Source organism: Propionimicrobium lymphophilum DSM 4903 (genome assembly GCF_000423485.1).
In the GTDB taxonomy this organism is placed as follows: Bacteria; Actinomycetota; Actinomycetes; order Propionibacteriales; family Propionibacteriaceae; genus Propionimicrobium; species Propionimicrobium lymphophilum.
The window spans coordinates 228221-247602 of sequence record NZ_KE384026.1; the positions used below are offsets into that span (position 1 = coordinate 228221).

At 52.6% G+C, this 19382-nt stretch carries 15 protein-coding genes; 13 read left to right on the forward strand and 2 right to left on the reverse strand.

All coding sequences use genetic code 11. The features are described 5' to 3' along the window. Positions 1-22 precede the first annotated feature (22 nt). Genes secD through G556_RS0108570 form a run of 4 tightly spaced genes read left to right on the forward strand, consistent with a single transcriptional unit; the run spans position 23 to position 5739 of the window. A complete protein-coding gene (secD, locus tag G556_RS0108555; RefSeq protein ID WP_051112345.1) occupies positions 23-1600 on the forward strand; it encodes a protein translocase subunit SecD in 1578 nt (525 codons plus the stop codon). Further along, positions 1590-2795, forward strand: coding sequence for a protein translocase subunit SecF (gene secF / locus G556_RS0108560; protein WP_028822476.1), 1206 nt, complete (start codon positions 1590-1592; stop codon positions 2793-2795). The genes secD and secF overlap by 11 nt, the downstream gene beginning before the upstream one ends. Then, positions 2795-3340, forward strand: a complete 546-nt coding sequence (locus G556_RS0108565; protein ID WP_028822477.1) for an adenine phosphoribosyltransferase — start codon at positions 2795-2797, stop codon at positions 3338-3340. Before secF ends, G556_RS0108565 begins: the two co-directional genes overlap by 1 nt. A gap of 44 nt (positions 3341-3384) precedes the next feature. Further along, positions 3385-5739: a RelA/SpoT family protein gene (locus tag G556_RS0108570; RefSeq protein WP_028822478.1), complete on the forward strand. Its 2355-nt coding sequence runs from the start codon at positions 3385-3387 to the stop codon at positions 5737-5739. A gap of 45 nt (positions 5740-5784) precedes the next feature. Here the strand turns inward: G556_RS0108570 and G556_RS0108575 are convergent, their stop codons facing one another. Continuing rightward, positions 5785-7062 (reverse strand): DUF349 domain-containing protein, encoded by a 1278-nt coding sequence (locus G556_RS0108575; protein WP_028822479.1) that lies wholly within the window; start codon positions 7060-7062, stop codon positions 5785-5787. Between G556_RS0108575 and G556_RS0108580 the strand changes: the two genes are divergently transcribed. The 5 genes from G556_RS0108580 (at position 7055) to G556_RS0108600 (ending at position 13298) form a co-directional block, all read left to right on the forward strand. Then, positions 7055-7729: an MBL fold metallo-hydrolase gene (locus G556_RS0108580; protein WP_028822480.1), complete on the forward strand. Its 675-nt coding sequence runs from the start codon at positions 7055-7057 to the stop codon at positions 7727-7729. The genes G556_RS0108575 and G556_RS0108580 overlap by 8 nt on opposite strands. Positions 7730-7750: 21 nt before the next feature. After that, positions 7751-9079: a histidine--tRNA ligase gene (hisS, locus tag G556_RS0108585; RefSeq protein WP_016455954.1), complete on the forward strand. Its 1329-nt coding sequence runs from the start codon at positions 7751-7753 to the stop codon at positions 9077-9079. A gap of 76 nt (positions 9080-9155) precedes the next feature. Next, positions 9156-10961, forward strand: coding sequence for an aspartate--tRNA ligase (aspS, locus tag G556_RS0108590; RefSeq protein ID WP_028822481.1), 1806 nt, complete (start codon positions 9156-9158; stop codon positions 10959-10961). A gap of 105 nt (positions 10962-11066) precedes the next feature. Beyond that, a complete protein-coding gene (locus G556_RS0108595; RefSeq protein WP_028822482.1) occupies positions 11067-11837 on the forward strand; it encodes a tyrosine-protein phosphatase in 771 nt (256 codons plus the stop codon). A 153-nt stretch (positions 11838-11990) separates the two neighbouring features. Continuing rightward, on the forward strand, positions 11991-13298 hold the full coding sequence (locus tag G556_RS0108600; protein WP_211219460.1) for a replication-associated recombination protein A: 1308 nt from the start codon (positions 11991-11993) through the stop codon (positions 13296-13298). A 45-nt stretch (positions 13299-13343) separates the two neighbouring features. On the opposite strand, the gene G556_RS10760 is transcribed toward G556_RS0108600, so the two are convergent. After that, positions 13344-14354 carry a YihY/virulence factor BrkB family protein gene (locus tag G556_RS10760; RefSeq protein WP_051176812.1) on the reverse strand — a complete coding sequence of 337 codons (1011 nt, stop codon included), beginning with the start codon at positions 14352-14354 and terminating at the stop codon, positions 13344-13346. A gap of 104 nt (positions 14355-14458) precedes the next feature. Here G556_RS10760 and alaS point away from each other — a divergent pair, with 104 nt between their 5' ends. The 4 genes from alaS (at position 14459) to G556_RS0108625 (ending at position 19360) form a co-directional block, all read left to right on the forward strand. Continuing rightward, positions 14459-17137: an alanine--tRNA ligase gene (gene alaS / locus G556_RS0108610; protein ID WP_028822484.1), complete on the forward strand. Its 2679-nt coding sequence runs from the start codon at positions 14459-14461 to the stop codon at positions 17135-17137. 15 nt (positions 17138-17152) lie between these two features. Beyond that, positions 17153-17620 carry a Holliday junction resolvase RuvX gene (gene ruvX / locus G556_RS0108615; protein ID WP_211219461.1) on the forward strand — a complete coding sequence of 156 codons (468 nt, stop codon included), beginning with the start codon at positions 17153-17155 and terminating at the stop codon, positions 17618-17620. Between the two features lie 140 nt (positions 17621-17760). Further along, the gene (mltG, locus tag G556_RS10765; RefSeq protein WP_162139776.1) at positions 17761-18789 is read left to right on the forward strand and encodes an endolytic transglycosylase MltG; all 1029 of its coding nucleotides are present in this window, start codon (positions 17761-17763) and stop codon (positions 18787-18789) included. Further along, on the forward strand, positions 18779-19360 hold the full coding sequence (locus G556_RS0108625) for a TetR/AcrR family transcriptional regulator (protein WP_016455962.1): 582 nt from the start codon (positions 18779-18781) through the stop codon (positions 19358-19360). Before mltG ends, G556_RS0108625 begins: the two co-directional genes overlap by 11 nt. The last annotated feature ends 22 nt before the right edge of the window (positions 19361-19382 follow it).

Sequence of the window (19382 nt, forward strand, 5' to 3'; positions counted from 1 at the left end):
ACTTGTTGTGCTGGTAGCGCTCATGGCGCTTCTGCAGACTTGGACGCCACGATTAGGTCTTGACCTTCGTGGCGGTACGACGATTCAGCTGACCGCTGCAGACGCAGGTGGAGGAACGGTAGATCCTAAGTCTCTCGAAGTCGCAGCTAATATTATTTCTCAGCGTGTCGACGGTCTCGGTGTCGGTGAAAGCTCCGTAACTATTCAGGGCGATAAGCAGATTGAGGTCTCCGTTCCGAATATGAATGGCGACGAGCTTATCGATTTGGTAGGTTCGACAGCCCGACTGAATTTCCGTGCTGTACTTGCTGCATCTCAAGCTGAATCGATCGAATCAACTGATTCGGCAGGCTCGTCTAAGAACAGTAATTCTGCCTCTAAGAGCAGTGAAGGAGCTCAGCCTAGGATGGCTCCCCAGCTGCCTGCACAGCCGCCTGAATCGTTCACTCCGCGTCCGACTGAACCCGCAGCGGAACTCGCTCCGATTGAGAAGCGTCTTGCTTATGAGCCGAGTGAGCAGGATATGTCAGAATTCCAGGCTTTCAAGTGCGGGATGGACTTCCCCGATGTCGTCGATCAGCCGTTGATTGCGTGTGACGAAGAAGGTCAGACTAAATACCTGCTCGGTCCGATGCTGGTTAGCGGTGAGGATCTCACCGATGCAAAGGCAGGCATTCCGCGAGGGCAGCTAAACTGGATCGTTTCTTTGAGCCTCAATCCAGACGGCGCTGCTGATTTCGCTCAGACCTCTAAGCAGCTGTACCAGCAGCAGTCACCGCGTAATCAGTTCGCAATTGTTCTTGACTCCAAAGTTGTCAGCGCTCCTCGAATCGAAAGCGTTATTTCAGACGGAAACGCCCAGATTAGCGGAGAGAACATCAACGAAACCTCTGCGAACTCTTTGGCAAGCACGTTGCGCTATGGTGCTCTTCCTATCGATCTAGAGGTTTCTAGCGTCGACACCATCTCACCGACTTTGGGTGGTGAGCAGCTTACTGCCGGCATTATTGCGGGCTGCATCGGGCTCGGTCTCGTTTTGCTTTATGCATTTAGCTATTACCGAGGCCTGGTGCTAGTTGTTCTCGGCTCTCTGGTTGCTGTGTCTTTGATGACATATTCCGTCATGGTGCTGCTGGGTGATATCGTCGGTTTCGCTTTGAACCTTCCTGGTGTGGCAGGTTTCATCGTCGGTATCGGTATGACAGCGGACTCCTTCATTGTTTACTTTGAAAGAATCCGAGACGAAGTTCGTTCGGGCAGACCGCTTAGAACCGCAATCGAAACTGGCTGGCAAAAAGCTAGGAATGCCATTTTGATGGCTGACGGCGTTCAGCTTCTGGCCGCAGTGGTTCTTTACTTCCTGTCGATCGGTAGCGTCAAGGGATTCGCCTTCACGCTCGGTATTACCACCGGTCTTGATTTGTTCCTGATCGTATTCTTTACGCACCCGCTTCTCTCGATTTTCGGCCGCACCAAGTTCTTTGGTCAGGGCCACAAGTGGTCTGGCTTTTCCGCCGAGCACATGGGAGTTTCGCGTAAGACGTTGCTTGGGCGGCGACGCAGCTCCCGTCTAGCTAAGGAGGCTGCAAATGCTAACTGAGGAAAAGGAAGAGGTCGTGACCAAGGTTCCCGAGAACGAATCCTTCGTTAAACGACTTTACCGAAGCGATTTCAACATTAACTTTGTTGGTAAGCGCAAGATATGGTTCGCGTTCTCTGCGATACTGATCCTTATCTGTTTTGCAAGCTTCTTGTTTAGGGGCTTCAACTGGGGCATCGAGTTTAAGGGTGGCTCCGTATTCCAGGCACCGACGACGGTTACAAACCAGACAGTTGGCGACTTCTCTAACGCTGTTGCTAATTCTGGAGTTTCGGAACTGGGCAGCCAGGTGAGCACCCTGAGCGGCAACGGCGTACGTGTCCAGACACGCAGCCTGAGTACAGAAGAAGTAGTGCAGGTCCGTGAGGCGATCGCAAACCAGGCAGGTTGTGAGGCAGACGATGTTGCCTACACGTTGATTGGCCCTTCTTGGGGACAACAGATTACTAATCAAGCTCTTGGTGCGCTCGGCGTTTTCATTGTTTTAGTATTCGGACTGATCTGGATCTATTTCCGCGATTGGCGGACATCTCTCGGTGCGATTGTTTCTTTGATCCACGACGTTATATTGACGATGGGTGTCTTCTCGCTATTCGGGTTTACGATTACCCCATCGACCTTAATCGGCGTTCTGACGATTCTTGGATACTCGCTATACGACACGGTTATTGTTTATGACAAGGTAGCCGAGAACACTAAGGGTATCCTGAAACAGGATCGCACCTACTCTGAGCAGACCAACCTCGCGGTGAACCAGGTTTTGACGCGTTCGATCAACACTACGATTATCGTCGTATTGCCGGTCGTTGCTCTTTTGATTGCTGGCCTAGTTGTTCTGAACGGCGAAGGCCCCCTTGCAGATCTAGGTCTTTCTTTGTTCGTTGGCCTAGTTGCCGGCGCATATTCTTCACTGTTTATCGCGGCGCCAATCACCTGCATGCTTCGCGAACGCGATCCCGAAATAGCAAAGCACACCAAGAAGGTGCTGCGCGATCGAGAAGCGGCATCCAATAAGGCAGCTAGAAACGAAGAAAAGCCAGATAAGAAACAGGTCAAGTTTTCTGAGCCTGCTGCGAGCGGACCAGCCGGTTACTCTCTAAGCGAGGACACTCTTGAGAATGTGGAAAGATCTGAGGGCGCTTCTGGACGACCCCAACCGGCTCGTCGTCCTAGGAGCGAGAGGAAAAAACACTGATGTCTAGCAATCCGCAATCCGTAGTTTCCCTGATCAGGGACGTCAAAGATTTTCCAAAGCCGGGTGTTTTGTTTAAGGACATCACGCCCGTCATTGGGGACCCTAAAGGATTGAAAGCCAGCATTGAAGCAATGCTGGAGAAAGTCCCTGACGGGGTGGATGCGGTTTGCGGAATTGAGACCCGCGGCTTCCTTTTCGGGGTGCCGATCGCACTTGAACTCGGCGTCGGATTCGTTCCGATCCGTAAACCTGGCAAACTCCCATCTGATGTTTATCAGGAAAGTTTTGATCTGGAATACGGCTCTAGTGTGCTAAACATCCACCAAGATGCTCTAGAGAAGGGGCAGAGGGTGCTGCTAATTGACGACTTACTAGCAACAGGCGGCACCCTGAGCGCAGCAGCTAAATTGATCGATCGTTTCGACGCCCAATTAGCTCAGATTCAGGTTCTCGTCGAGCTATGTGGTCTTGGTGGCCGGGAAAACCTAGCAAAGGTCACTTCGGCGCCATTCAGTGCGGTAGTCACAGACAAGGGCAGCGAATAGAGATAAAATAGCCTCTTATAGCAAGTCAGGGAGGCGAATAAGCGATGAACGACAAGGCTGATTCGCAGGACCAAACGAGTGTTTATGGTCCCTACGGGCAGGGCGGCGCGCCAGGAGCGCCTACGTCGTCGACATTAGAACGCGTAAGCACAGGCCCAGAGCAACCGCGGACTCGCATGCGCAGCCGGTGGTCGTTCCTAGGCGGGAACAAGTCTCCACAGTCTGCGGTCCTTGACCCGCTTTTCGCTGTTGTCAGAGCTAACCATCCTCAGGCGAGCCTGGATAAGATTACGCGTGCCTACCGCACTGCCGAGCATTATCACCAGGGTCAGAAACGCAAGTCTGGCGATCCCTACATCACCCACCCGCTTGCGGTGGCCACGATTCTTGCCGAGCTGGGAATGACAGAGGCTACGCTTTGTGCAGCACTTCTGCACGACACTGTTGAAGACACCAGCTATACCCTGGCACAGCTAACCGCAGACTTTGGAGAAGAAATTGCTAATCTTGTCGATGGAGTAACGAAACTAGACAAGGTTCAATACGGCGAATCTGCAAAAGCTGAGACCTTGCGCAAGATGATCATCGCGATGAGCCATGACATCCGTGTTTTAGTCATCAAGCTTGCCGACAGGCTGCACAACATGCGCACTATCGGCTTTTTGCGCCCTGACAAGGCTCAGAGAATTGCAAAAGAGACAATTGAGATATTCGCTCCACTCGCTCACCGATTAGGCATGAACGCGATTAAGTGGGAACTGGAAGATCTATCTTTTTCTACTCTGCAGCCGAAGGTCTACGAAGAACTCGTCAGGATGGTTGCTCAAGCAGCTCCGCAGCGAGAAAAACAGCTCAGGGAAGTTATCACTGTAGTAAAGAGCGACCTAGAAAAAGCCGGGATAAAAGCTACGGTCTATGGCAGGCCTAAGCATTACTACTCGATTTATCAAAAAATGGTTGTGCGAGGCAGGGACTTCGACGATATCTATGACTTGGTAGGCATTCGAATTCTTGTCGATAAAGTTCGCGACTGCTACGCGGCTTTGGGCGTAATGCATACCCGATGGAACCCGCTACCTGGTAGGTTCAAAGACTATATCGCGATGCCGAAGTACAACATGTACCAGTCGCTCCACACCACGGTTTTGGGTACTGGCGGACGTCCGGTTGAGTTCCAAATCAGAACCCACGAGATGCATAAACGTGCCGAATACGGTGTTGCTGCCCACTGGAAATACAAGGCTAATCCAAACGCCACAAGTGCTGCTGACGAAACAACCAGCAAACTGTCTTGGGTCCGTCAGCTATCCGAGTGGCAGGCCGAAACAAAGGACCCAGGGGAGTTCCTCGACGCACTTCGCTATGAGATCAACGCCACCGAAGTTTATGTATTTACTCCTCGGGGTGACGTCGTAGCGCTTCCTCAAGATTCGACTCCAGTGGATTTGGCATACGCTATCCACACTGAGGTTGGACACCATTGCATCGGGGCTAGAGTAAACGGCAGACTTGTTCCGCTTGAATCAAAGCTGAATAACGGAGACCAAGTTGAGATCCTGACTAGTAAGGCCGACGACGCTGGGCCAAGCCGAGATTGGCTAAATTTTGTTGCTAGCTCCAGGGCTAAAAGCAAGATTAAGTCTTTCTTCACCAAGTCTCGTAGGGACGAGGCCATCGAGATCGGAAAAGATCTGCTTGCCAAGCAGATTCGCAAAGCAAGCCTTCCGCTGCAACGTCTCCTGACCGTCGAATATTTGACCTCGGTGGCGGATACTTTCAAAGTTCCCGACGTAAACGGTCTTTACGCCGCAATTGGTGAGAACAATATCAGTGCTCAGTCTGTCGTCCAGCGGCTCATCGAGATCGAGGGCGGAATCGAAGACACCGCCGATGAAGCGATGGAAGATCAACTGGCAGGCGTGACCACAAAGCACGTAAAGCGTTCCAGCGCTAACGGTGTGATGGTCGAAGATGATCCTGATCTTTGGGTAAAACTGGCAAAGTGCTGCACTCCGGTTCCAGGCGACGAAATCATCGGATTTATCACCCGCGAACGAGGCGTATCGGTTCACCGAAAGAATTGCACTAATGCAGCCGATCTACTGAATCAGCCCGACAGGATCGTCGCGGTAGATTGGGCTCCGACTAGCTATACCTCTGGATTCCTGGTTACCATCCAGATTGAGTGCCTCGACCGCTCGGGCCTGTTGAGCGACGTGACTCGACTCGTTTCCGATCAGGGCGGTTCAATCACCGCGGCGAATGTCCACACCTCGAAGAATCGGACGGCGAAGATTCGTCTTACCTTCGAGGGCTCTGACTCCGATCATCTGGCGCATCTTGTGGAAACCCTCCGGAAGGTTTCCGGCGTATACGACGTATACCGAGTTAAACAATAAAAAATTATCGCCTGTCAATCGACAGGCGATAATTTTTGTTTGAGTTTAGGCAGAGAACTCGTCAAGCGTCTTCTGGGCTTGTTCTAGCCAGCTTGAGTAAATAGCAATCTGGTCGCGAAGCTTAGCTGCCTTCTTATCGCCCTTTGCTTCCGCTTCTTCGGCCTGCCTTGTCAGCTTTTGAATCTGCTCGGTGAATGTAGCAACAGTGTCTTCAGCGCGCTGTCTCGCTTCGGGATCAGTGCGTTTCCATTCGGCCTCTTCAACCTGCTTGATAGCCTGTTCGATCGCGTTTACCCTGCGGTCGAGCTGACGCATGGCGTCGCGAGGTACTCGGCCAATTTCGTTGTATTTTTCCAGGAACTCGGCGAATGCCGCCTTGGCGGCCTTGATCTCCTTAACAGGAAGAATCTTTGCCTCGTACTCGTCGAGCAGCTTTTCCTTAGCCTTCTGGTTGCCTTCGTATTCCTCGTCTTGGGCAGCAAAAGCAGCCGTCCTTGCATCGAAGAACTTGTCTTGTAGCCCACGGAATTCGCTCCAAAGCTTTTCTTCGTCTTCTCGGCGAGCGGAACCGGCAGCTTTCCAGCGGCTCATGAGATCACGGAATTCTCCAGCAGTGGGGCCCCAATCAGTTGAATCTGCGATCTTTTTCGCCTCTTCGATTATTCCTAGCTTGATCACCCGGGCGCGATCGCGGCGCTCATTCTGCTGGGACTGGTAGGCCTTACGTCCCTTTGTGTACTTGCTACGGGCAGCGCTGAAGCGCGCCCAAAGCTCGTCGTCGGTCTTGCGGTCAATCCTAGGTAGTTTCTTCCACTTATCGACTAGAGACTGGAACTTAGACATGCCTCGACGCCAGTCGCCAGAATCGGCAATCTTTTCAGCGTCAGCAATCATTTTTTCTTTGAGTTCTTTAGTCTCTTCGTTCTGCTGGAGCCGCTGTTGCTTACGCTCTTGTGCATTCTCTTCGATGATCGGCACAAGCGCATCTAGCCTCGCGATCAGGCCGTTCAGGTCGCCTACTGCATTGGCGGCCACGACGTTTGCCCTAGCTGCAGAGACAGACTTCTCAGCGTCTCTGGCGAGCGTGCCTGATTTAACTCTTTGCTCCAGTAACTGAACCTCGGTTTCTAGAGACCTAAAGCGCTTAACAAAGAAAGCCAGCGCCTTTTCGGGATCTGCACCGGGTATTTGACCTACTTCGCGTTCTCCATCCGTGGTCTTAACAAATACTTTTCCATCGTTATCCACTCGGCCGAACGCTTCAGACCTAGACGTATCACTCATGACATCTATTTTGCACGATAGACTTGGTTTTGTGTTCATTGCCACATTTCCTGCCGGTATCTGGCAGACGAATTGCTATTTAATCGCTAAAGACGAGACGAGCCCAGTGGTGGTCATCGACCCCGGTGTGGATGCTGCCGATGTCGTCAGGAAGACCTTGGCAGAAAGAAATATGAAAATAGGCGCGGTCATCGCCACCCACGGACACATCGACCACATTGCAAGTGCTGCGCTTCTCGCAAACGAGGCAAAAGTTGCCATGTGGATGCATCCCGGTGACGATTTTATGCTTACTGACCCGGTTGCGGGCCTGGGGGAGAGTTCAAGAGGGTTGCTCACTGAGCTAGGCCTACTGAGCTTGGACGAACCAGAATTGCGCGGGGAATTTTCCGATGGTCAGGAGCTGTCTACTTGCGGACTGGATTTCAAAATTCACCATTTCCCAGGGCATTCTCCGGGCTGCGTTAATCTAGTTACCGAAACTGAGCAGGCGCCTTTGGTGTTCACCGGCGATGTTTTATTCAACGGATCAATTGGCCGGACTGATCTGCCAGGTAGCGATCCGAGCCAGATGCGCAATAGTCTTAAGCGGCTGGTTGAAAAACTGCCTAGCGATGCGATGCTCGCACCCGGTCACGGGCCGACTTCGACCATGCAAGAGGAATTAGCCAACAACGCGTTCTTGACTGGGCGCGCAGGATTCTAAAGAGATAAGAGGAGAAAAGTAGTGGCTCGTCCTAAGCCTCTGTCAGGTTTCCCGGAGTTTTTGCCAGCGCAGCGTCTGGTTGAGCAGCGTGTTATTGACGTGTTGCGTCAGACGTTCGAGCTGCACGGATTTGCGAACATCGAGACGCGAGCAGTTGAAACGCTGGAATCTCTAAACCGTAAAGGTGAAATTACCAAAGAGGTCTATACGGTTCGTCGCCTTCACGCCGAAGGCAATCAGCCCGATGAGCTCGGTCTTCACTTTGATCTGACTGTTCCTCTAGCAAGGTACGTGGTTGAACACGCTGGACATTTGCAATTCCCGTTTAGGCGCTACCAGATCCAGAAAGTTTGGCGTGGCGAGCGTCCCCAAGAGGGACGATATCGTGAGTTTCGCCAGGCGGATATTGACATCGTCGGAAATGGCGCCCTATCCGCCCACCACGATGTTGAGGCAATGCTAGTGATGCTAGAGGCGTTCGAGGCTCTGCACGAGAAGATCGGAATTCCGCAGGTGCGGATACACGTTAACAACAGGAAGCTTTCTGAAGGTTTTTACCGTGGTTTAGGCATCGAGGAAACCGACCAAGTGCTTCAGCGCGTCGATAAATACGACAAGATCGGCGCAGATGCAGTTAAAGAACTTCTTGTTGACGAGCTAAGCCTCTCTGAGGAGGTAGCGCAGAAGTGCGTTGAGCTAGCTGGGATAAGCAGCACCGATTCAAGTTTCGTTTCGCATGTTCGCGCTTTGGGCGTCGAGAACGAGATGTTGGATGAGGGCCTCAAAGAACTTGAAGATGTAGTAGTCGCAGCCAACCGTATCGCTGCGGGACGCGTGGTCGCCGACCTGAAGATCGCTCGAGGTCTTGACTACTACACAGGCACTGTTTACGAGACCGAACTGGTCGGTCACGAAAAAATGGGTTCTGTCTGCTCGGGCGGCAGGTACGACGCTCTCGCCAGCGATGGTAAAACCACTTATCCAGGAGTTGGAATCTCCATGGGCGTGACTCGTTTGCTCGGACCTATCCTCTCGCGTGGAGAACTGATTGGCAGCAGAAGCGTCCCGAGCGCAGTACTGGTTGCGGTAACAAACGAGGAGGAGCGGGCGGAAGCCACAGACGTAGCAACTGCTCTTCGTCACCGCGGCATCCCATGCGAGGTCGCCCCGAACGCGGCTAAGTTCGGCAAGCAGATTCGGCACGCTGATCGAAGGGGAATTCCTTTTGTCTGGTTCGGCGGTTTGAACGGCGAAGTTAAGGACATCAGGTCGGGTGACCAGCATCCGGCTAGTGCTTCGGAGTGGATGCCGGAAGAGAGCGACATCTACCCCCAAGTTGTCTCTAACTAGTTTTGAACGACATCTAGATCTAAACTGACCAAGCTAGCCCGTACTGTCTATACGGGCCTATCTTTGAAAGGGAAATATGATTCGCACACATGACGCCGGCACGCTCACCAAGGCAGACATCGGTAAAACCGTGACTTTGGCCGGATGGGTGAACGCCCGCCGAGATCATGGTGGCGTTGTTTTCATCGATCTTCGCGATGCCACAGGTATTGCCCAGTTGGTGTTTCGCGAAGACCTGGTGGAAAAACTCGGTGCTCACAAGCTGCGCAACGAGTTCTGCATCGAGGCCACTGGCGAGGTGCAGCTTCGTGACGAGGAAACCATCAACCCGAAGATGCCGACCGGCGAGATCGAAATTGGTGTGGCAACACTAAAGGTGCTGAGCACGTCTGATCCTCTGCCGTTCCCCATTGACGAGAGGGTTAACGTAGGCGAAGACGCGAGGTTCCGCTATCGTTACCTAGATCTTCGTCGCCCAAAGCCCGCTGCGGCTATTCGCATGCGTTCTAAAGTTAACCAGGCGGCTCGCCGGGTTCTGGAGCAGCATGATTTCGTCGAAATCGAAACTCCGACTCTTACGCGTTCCACCCCAGAAGGTGCCCGCGACTTCCTAGTTCCCGCACGTTTGGTTCCAGGATCTTGGTATGCGCTTCCACAGAGCCCGCAGCTGTTCAAGCAGCTGTTGATGGTCGCTGGCATGGAACGCTATTACCAGATCGCGCGCTGCTACCGAGACGAGGACTTCCGAGCAGATCGCCAGCCTGAGTTCACTCAGCTCGATATCGAGATGAGCTTCGTAAACCAGGAAGACGTCATGGCGTTAGCCGAGCAGCTGGTCAGCGAGATTTGGCAGCTGATCGACTACAACATTCCGACCCCGCTGCCTCGTATCAGCTTCGAGGACGCCATGAATAAGTATGGCTCCGACAAGCCAGATCTTCGTTACGATCTGCCGCTGGTTGATCTGACCGAATTCTTCGCTAACACACCGTTCAGGGTCTTCCAGAATCCCTACGTAGGCGCGATCGTCATGCCGGGAGGCGCATCCCAGCCGCGTCGTACGTTCGATGCTTGGCAGGATTGGGCACGCCAGCGTGGCGCCAAGGGCCTTGCATACGTCACCATCGACGGTGAAGGCAATCTCGGCGGTCCGGTAGCAAAGAACATCTCGGAAGAAGAACGCGATGGCCTGGCAGAAGCTACCTCGGCTAAGCCAGGAGACTGCATCTTCTTTGCCGCGGGTGAGAAGACAGCTTCTCAGATGCTTCTGGGGGCGGCTCGCCAGGAGATAGCGAAACGTTGCGATCTAATCGACGACAACCAGTGGAGCTTCTGCTGGGTTGTCGATGCTCCGCTGTTTAAACCGGCATCCGAGGCTAAGGCCGAGGGAGACGTGGCGGTTGGTGAAGGCGCATGGACTGCTGTCCACCACGCTTTCACTTCGCCCAAGCCGGAGTACCTGGATAACTTCGAGGAAGATCCAGCTAACGCTCTGTCTGACGCATACGACATCGTTTGCAATGGCAACGAGATCGGTGGTGGATCAATTCGTATCCACCGCAAGGATATCCAGGAACGTGTCTTCAAGGTCATGGGCATCGGCGAAGAAGAGGCTCAGGCAAAGTTCGGGTTCCTTCTGGACGCTTTCTCCTACGGCGCTCCGCCGCACGGTGGAATCGCTTTTGGCTGGGACCGCATCGTTTCCCTGCTGACGCACTCCGAGTCTATCCGCGAGGTCATTGCATTCCCGAAGACCGGAAACGGCTTCGACCCGCTTACCGGCGCACCTGCTCCAATTACAAAGCTGCAGCGTCGTGAGACGGGCGTCGACTTCAAGCCGAAGAAGGACGACAAGAAAGAAAAGGCTGAAGAAGCCAAATAATATTTGAGTTAGGGCCGTCTTTTGGGCGGCCCTAATTTTTTCTCATTCTGGTCTCTTCACCGGCGATTTACTTTTTGTTTCTCTGCGCTTGCTAAATTCGCATGTATGAAGACGAATTGGATAGATCTTGCTGGCGTTGTGAATATGAGGGACCTAGGTGGTCGCACAACAGAAGATGGGCGAGTTTTCCGGTCCGGTGTGGTTTTGCGCTCTGACAATCTGGGCGCTTTGAGCGACGATGCTCAAAATACTCTGTTAAGCGATTACAGCTTGAGCGACGTAATCGATTTACGCACTAACCGTGAATTGCAAATCGACCCCGCCTGGCCTTTTGGCGAGTTGGTTAAGCGCCATCATCTAAGTCTTTATCCCGAGGACGATCCATCAGATCCGCTACCGCCCTGGGCGGGCGAAATTGGCGGAGAAGCTATAGCTCCGAGCGATCACGCCCATCGAACTGCAAACCGCTATCTTGGTTACTTCAAGTGGCGTCCTGAAAATCTGGTTGAGGCGCTTCGAACAGTAATTTCTGCTAACGGTGCAACGATCATTAACTGCGCTGCGGGTAAGGATCGGACCGGCACGACGTGTGCAGTCCTGTTGAAGGCCGTTGGCATCCCGGACGATCAGGTGATCGAAGACTACGCAGAATCTAATGCCAAAGTTCCTGCGATTCTTGAGCGGTTAGGTCAGGCAGCCGCAGCAGGTTCTGCTGAGATGGACGCAAGAGTATCGTCCCAGTCCACGCCCGCGAAAGCAATGGAGTTGCTACTCGGCCTGATCGAAGAAAAGATTGGTGGACTGAACAATTGGCTTGATCGAAATGGCTGGACGCAGACTGATCAGAACAATTTGGAAGAAAAAGTATTGGGCTAGAACCTTTTGATTCGGATGAAAGCTTATTTAATTAAGAAGCAGTGGAATCCGTTTCGATTATTTGTTTGACGCGAAACTTCTTGCTTACAAGCTAGCCTGGATGTCGTGAGCGAAGATCTTTTCGGAAATATAACGTCTGACCCTATCGAGTCGATGGTGAATTCGCTGTCGGACGGGGATAATGCTCAGGCCCCGCTTGCAGTGCGCATGCGTCCCAGGATCCTCGATGAAATCGTCGGTCAGAAACACCTATTGGCTCCGGGCTCACCGCTGCGCAGGCTGGTCGAAGGCACAGGAGCTATGTCTGTGTTCCTATGGGGGCCTCCTGGTGTTGGAAAGACAACGATCGCTTCTGTGGTTGCCAACGCTACTAAGGGCAGGTTTGTGGAGATATCTGCAGTTAGCGCTGGAGTAAAACAGGTCCGCTCTGAAATAGAGACCGCAAAGCGTGAACTAGCCAGGGGAAATTCGACGGTTCTCTTCGTAGATGAGGTGCATAGATTTAATAAGGCGCAGCAAGACGTCTTGCTGCCCGCGGTGGAGAATCGGCTAGTCACACTCATTGCTGCCACCACAGAAAATCCAAGTTTCTCGATTATTTCTCCGCTGCTGTCAAGATCTTTGCTTCTGACACTAGAACCGCTTACAGCTGAGGATATCGGAGTTCTTCTGGACCGAGCACTCGTAGATGATCGAGGCTTAAAAGGCAAGTTCGAACTCGATGCGCAGGCCCGAGATTCGATTCTGCAGTTGGCAGGTGGCGACGCTAGGCGCTCCCTTACATACCTAGAGGAGGCGGCAAGGGCAGCGGAAGCTAAAGGGCAAACCATCATTGACGCTGAGGTTCTAGAACAATCTGTTGACAGGGCCGCGGTGCGCTACGACCGCGATGGCGATCAGCACTACGACGTCATCAGCGCGTTTATTAAGTCGGTTAGGGGCTCTGACGTAGATGCTGCTCTGCACTACTTAGCGCGGATGACAGAAGCAGGGGAGGACCCACGATTCATCGCCCGCCGTCTGGTCATACTTGCCAGCGAGGATATCGGGATGGCGGCCCCTTCGGTTTTGCAGACCTGTGTTGCTGCTGCTCAAGCCGTTCAGCTTATCGGTATGCCGGAAGCCAGGCTAAATCTGGCTCAGGCAACAATCGCAGCAGCTACTGCGCCGAAATCGAACTCTGTGATAACCGCCATCGATTCTGCCCAGGCTGATGTCAGAGCCGGAAAGATCGGTCAGGTACCTGCTCATCTACGAGACGCCCATTACGCGACTGCGAAGAACTACGGTCATGGCAAAGGCTATAAATACGCTCACGATTTTCCCCACAATGTTGCGCGACAGCAGTATCTACCTGATGAACTACGCGATGTTGAATATTACAAACCAAGCGCGAATGGCAATGAGGCTCAAATTTCAGAAAGACTAAACACTCTCCGGGGATTACTTGGAAAAAAGTAGGGGTCGTCGACCTTTCGATCGACAACCCCCCCCCAAAAAAAAGGCCTAATCGGTTATGCCTGTTCGAATTTCATGCGCTTCTTTAGCCAATCGATCCGCCTTTTCCTTAGCGGCTCGCAAACCGTCTGATTCTTGAGGCGTCTTGAGTAACTTACGTTCTGCAGGCATCCCTAGCCGGAGCTGCCTGGTCCTTTCGATTTCTGCGTCCAAAGTCGCTCCGAGGAGCAGCGCAATGTTCGTCACCCAGAAGAGCAGTAGGGCAATAATAACTCCGGCAAACGTGCCGTAAGTCTTGTTGTAGTTTCCGAAATTGGCCAGGTAGAAACCGTATCCTGCAACAGAAACCAATGCGACGATTACAGCGGTTGCGGAACCTGCCGTAAGTGGATGGAATTTTCCGCGTTTCAGGTTTGGCCCGAAGTGATAGAGCACTGAGACCATCGCGATCAGCACTGCAAGCAGAATGGGCCACTTGACGATGTTCCAAACTAGAATTGCTGTGTCGCCTAACCCGATGAATCTTCCGACAGCCCCCGCAATATGTCCTGATAGGACTAAAGCAAGCAGAGCGATAACCAAGCTGAACACGAGGACTATCGTGATTACGAACTGCAAGATTTTCAGTTTGATACTGTTTCGGCCTTCTTCGATTCGATACACCTTGTTCAGTGCTCTAGAAAAAGCAGCAACGTAACCACTAGCCGACCAAAGAGCCACCAAAATACCGACGATTAACGCGATTGGTGCGCCCGGCGAATCTAGGAACCCCTCGACGATGCCTTTTATCATTCCGACCGCCTGCTCATCTTGCATCGAATTCTCGATCATTGAGAATATGGCCGGCATCACCTTGTCGGACTGTCCGATGAGTTGCAATATCGATACAAGCGCAAGGAGAGCAGGGAAGATCGTCTGCACGGTGAAATAAGTGAGGGTTGCAGCTACGTCAGTGGTCTGATTTTCGCTAAAGCGAGCTAGCGTAGCTTTAAGAGCGAATTTCCTGTCCTTCGCGTTAAGGCTAGGACGGGGTGAATCTATCTGTTTGGTAGTGGTCACTGTTACAGCCTACATAAGCGGTTGTGTTTATTTATTGCTTTAAGCGCTAGGCTTAGCGAGTTAAGAAGTGCTTTTTATGCTCTGAGGACAAAGAGGGAAGGTAAATGAAAGCAGCAGAAATTGGCCGCAGGTATCTAGATTTTTTTGCGGCCCGAGCACACACCGTAGTGCCAAGCGCATCGTTGCTGTACAACGATCCCACGCTGTTATTCGTTAACGCAGGTATGGTCCCGTTCAAGCACTACCTGGTTGGCGAGGAGCCTTCCCCCTGGCCACGAGCCACCAGCATCCAGAAGTGCGTGCGCACTCTGGACATCGATGATGTGGGTAAGACCACCAGGCATGGCACTTTCTTCCAGATGCTTGGTAACTTCAGCTTCGGCGATTACTTCAAGAAAGAAGCTATAGAGTGGGCCTGGGAGCTCGTAACCAGCAGCCAAGACGATGGTGGTTTCGGTTTTTCTCCAGATCAGATCTGGGTAACTGTTCTTGGCCCAGGGCTGCATCCGTCGTACCCTAAGGGCGATATTGAAGCCAAGGAAACCTGGCTGAAAATGGGGGTTCCTGAGGAGCGCATCCAATTCCGCGGGTTGAAAGACAATTATTGGACGATGGGCGTTCCCGGTCCTGGTGGCCCATGCTCCGAAATCTACGTAGACCGCGGTCCTGCTTACGGCAAGGACGGCGGCCCCGAGGTCGATGAGGATCGATTCCTTGAGATCTGGAACTTGGTCTTTGAGACCGAGGTGCTCTCTGAAGTTCGAGCAAAGGACGATTTCGATGTACAGGCCCCTTTGAAGAGTAAAAACATCGATACTGGTGCTGGCCTAGAGCGCATCGCGTATTTACTTCAGGGCAAGAACAACATGTACGAGATCGATGAGATCTTCCCTGTAATTGAGCGCGCATCGGAACTTACTGGCAAGAAATACGGTGCCGATAATGGCGACGATGTTCAGCTGCGAATCATTGCCGACCACGTGCGAAGCGCTCTGATGCTGATGACCGATGGTGTTACTCCCGGTAACGAGTCTCGTGGGTACGTTCTTCGTCGCCTGTTGCGTCGTTCGATCAGGTCGATGAGGCTGCTGGGCAACGATTCGGAGTCTCTTGTCGAGCTTCTCGACGTTAGCCGCAATCAGATGAATGTCTCCTACCCAGACATCAATGAACAGTGGCCGCGCGTCAAGGAAATCGCTGCGAATGAGGAATCCACCTTCCACCGCACTTTGGCATCGGGCACGACTCTTTTCGAGAACGCAGTTATCGATACTAAGAAGGCAGGAAGCAAGAAGCTTTCCGGAGACAAAGCCTTCCAGCTGCACGATACTTTCGGGTTCCCGATCGATTTGACGCTCGAAATGGCTGCCGAGCAAGGCTTGGAAGTCGATCAAGAGCAGTTCACTAAGCTGATGGCAGATCAGAAAGCTAGGGCTAAAGCTGACGCCAGGGCTAAGAAGGGCGCTGCGGCCTCTATTGACGCATACCAGCAGCTACGCGCTGATGGCGAGACACCGTTCCGTGGCTACACAGATTTGAGCCTACCGACTACTGTGCGCGGTCTCATCCAGAATGGACAGGTTGTTTCGTCCGCTAAGGGTGGCAACCTGGTGGAGATCGTTCTAGACGAAACTCCGTTCTATGCCGAGTCTGGCGGCCAGGACTCTGACGCAGGTGTAATTAAGACGGCTGGCGGAGACCTAGAGGTGCTGGATGTGCAGCGTCCTGTTCCAGGCCTGATCGTCCACAAGGTGCAACTTGACAGCGACCTTGCGCTTGGCGAGGAGATCTTCGCTGAGGTAGATGCGGCTCACCGCCTCGGTAGCTGTCAGGCGCACAGTGCTACCCACATCGTGCATGCCGCACTACGTGAATTGGTTGGGCCAACTGCTACCCAGGCTGGCTCTTACAATAAGCCCGGTTACTTGCGGTTTGACTTCTCAAGCCAGAAGGGACTTTCCGACCAGCTTCGTAAAGAGATCGAAGAACGCTGCAATGTAGCGATTCACGATAACCTGCAGGTCAGCGTTCAGAAGATGAAGCTTGCTGACGCTAAGAAGCTAGGCGCGATGAGCCTTTTCGGTGAAAAGTATCCTGATGTGGTCCGAATGGTCGAGATGGGCGGGCCTTGGAGCCGCGAGCTTTGCGGCGGAACGCACGTTTCCTCAAGCGCAGAGATTGGTCTTATCGACCTGGTAGGAGAGCAGTCGATCGGCTCGGGCACCAGAAGGGTGGAAGCCCTTGTTAGCATGGATGCGTTCAGCCACTTGGCTGCAGAACGTGCGCTCGTTAACCAGCTGACTGATGTTCTTAAGGTTTCGCCTGAGCAAATGCCAGAACGCATCAGCTCGTTAATCGAGGAACTAAAGAACGCCCAAAAGCAGATCGCATCGCTGAAGGCCGCGCAGCTTTCAGCCAATATCGGTGGCTATCTGGAACAGGCAAATGACATCGACGGCGTCAGTGTCGTAACACAGACAGTCACAGATGTGGACGCAGGAGAGCTGAGAAATCTCGCTTCCGACGTTCGTGATCGGATCAAAGGCGCTGGAGTTGTAGCCCTGATCGGCCTAGGCGAAAAGGTTTCTGTAGTCGTTGCGACGAACGAAGAAGCACGCGATCGTGGTCTAAAGGCTGGCGATCTGGTCAAGGTCGCTGCGGGAGAACTTGGCGGCAAAGGTGGCGGTAAGCCCGATATGGCTCAAGGAGGCGGATCTAATCCTGCTGGCGCTGAAAAAGCCTTGGAGCAAGTAATTGCTGCCACTGGTAGGTCCCTCTCATAAATGATCAGAAAAGGCGTGCGACTGGCAATCGACTGGGGCAAAGCCCGAGTCGGGGTCGCCGCGTGCGATCGGGACTGTCTTCTCTGCTATCCGGTGGAGACAGTCCCGAATAGCGCGAAAGATCCTGAACTTGCGCTGCGAAGAATCGATGAGTTAGTAAGCGAATACGATCCATTTGAGTTAATTCTTGGCTGGCCTATCGATCTCAGGGGCAAAAACGGTCTAGCAGTTCAGCACATGACAAAAGTTGCAGCTATGCTGTCACAGAGATTGTCAATCCCAATTCGGGTAGTGGACGAACGGTTGTCTACTGCCACGGTTGCGAAACAGTTTGAGGAAATTGGCCGTAATACTAAGAAACGCAGAGCAGTAATCGACCAAGCTGCTGCTGTGTCGATTTTGGAGCAGGCCTTAGAGAAGGAAAGACAAACTGGTCTTCCGGCTGGCAAACTATTTCGTATTGATGACCCAGACGGGAGTTAGCTTTGAAAGACCATGCACCAAAGCGCGGTTACAGCGAAGGCCCTGGTTTTTTCGAGCATGCGCTGGAAAAAACTGCTGAAATGCCAAAAGAAAAAAGAGAAATCCGAAAGCGCAAAAGCAGGCTGAAAAGCATCATTGCTGTGTTTGTGTCTTTGGCGATCATCTTCGGTGGTGGATATTTCGTTTACGCAAAAGTAATGAATTATTGGCGTGCAAACACAGCTGTCGACTATCCGGGTCCTGGCAGCGGTGAGGTCATCATTTCTGTGGAGGAAGGATGGACGGCAACCGACATAGGCGCTGAGCTAGCCGATAAAGACGTGGTCGCTTCTCAAAAGGCTTTCGTGAAGGCAGCAAAGGCCGAGCCGCTGTCCAGTAGCATTCAGGTCGGAAGCTACAAGATGAAGTTGCAGATGACAGCCGATGATGCTTTGTCCATCCTGATTGACCCGAATAATCGACTTCGTAACAACATCACTTTCCGAGAGGGACTACGTAATTCTCAAGTAGCGTCTCTGATTTCTGCGAGCACGGGCATATCCACTGACGAAGTTTCTTCGGCGATGGAAAGTGGCGAGATCGGATTGCCGTCCTACGCATCGGGGTCAGAAGGATACCTATTCCCAGAAACCTACGAGTTCGATCAGAGCCCTTCGGCGAAACAGATTTTGTCCCAAATGACGACTCACTTTAAGAATGTCGCGGGAGAACTCGAGCTGGTGCCCAAAGCTGAAAAGCTCGGTTACACGCCTCAAGAGATCGTGACGATCGCCAGCATAATTGAAAAAGAAATCAGGCATCCCGAGCAGGCTCCGGACGTCGCTCAGGTGATCTACAACCGCCTGAAGGCAGGCATGAAGCTACGAATGGACTCGACGGTTCACTATGCCGTTGGGGACAGCGGCGAGACTGTCATGACGACTGACGAGCAGCGTCAAATTGATTCCCCCTACAACACGTATAAATACGAAGGTCTTCCGCCTGGGCCAATCTGTAATCCAGGAAAAACTGCCCTGGCTGCTGCGTTAAACCCTAGTAAGGGGGATTACATGTTTTTCGTCACAGTGAACATCGAGACGGGAGAGACCCGCTTCGCTGCGACCGAGGAAGAACACAGCGAAAACGTAAAGATGTTCCAGCAGTATTGCAGGGAGCACGATGGCTGCTGAGCCTAGCCACCGGGAAAAAGTTCTCGAGACTTTAATTGATGCAGCTGACAATATCCTTAGGTCCAGCCAGAAGCTGACCGCAGCTGAGGTTAGCTCTTCTGCTTGTATCGCCAGGAACTCCATCTACAGGTACGTTGATTCGGTTGATGACCTACGCGGATTGGTACTGGCCAGATACGTTCCGGCTTGGGAGAAGGCTATTGTCGAGGCTTTGAAAGAAATCGATGATCCTATTGATCGGTTGGTGGTTTGGCTCGACACAAACCTCTGCCAGGCGAAACTAACTGGGCATAACTGGTTGATGAATATTTCTCACATGGCTAAGAACAGCAACGCGACTAAGGACGTTGCTCGCTTCGCTCACAGAGTGCTGTGGGGCGAACTGGACGGTTGCTGGAAAGCGATTGTAAAAGACGAAGCGGATGCTCGGCGCTGGTCGTTTCTAACTTTAGGGCTTCTTCAGAACGCTTTCGGACAGGTCGAAAGAGAATATGACTTCGACCGGCTCCGAGAGCTGGTAAGACGATCCGGAAGAGCATTGGCGCAGGCTGCTCAGCGAGATCAAATATAAAAAGCTTGCTTTCTCGGCCATA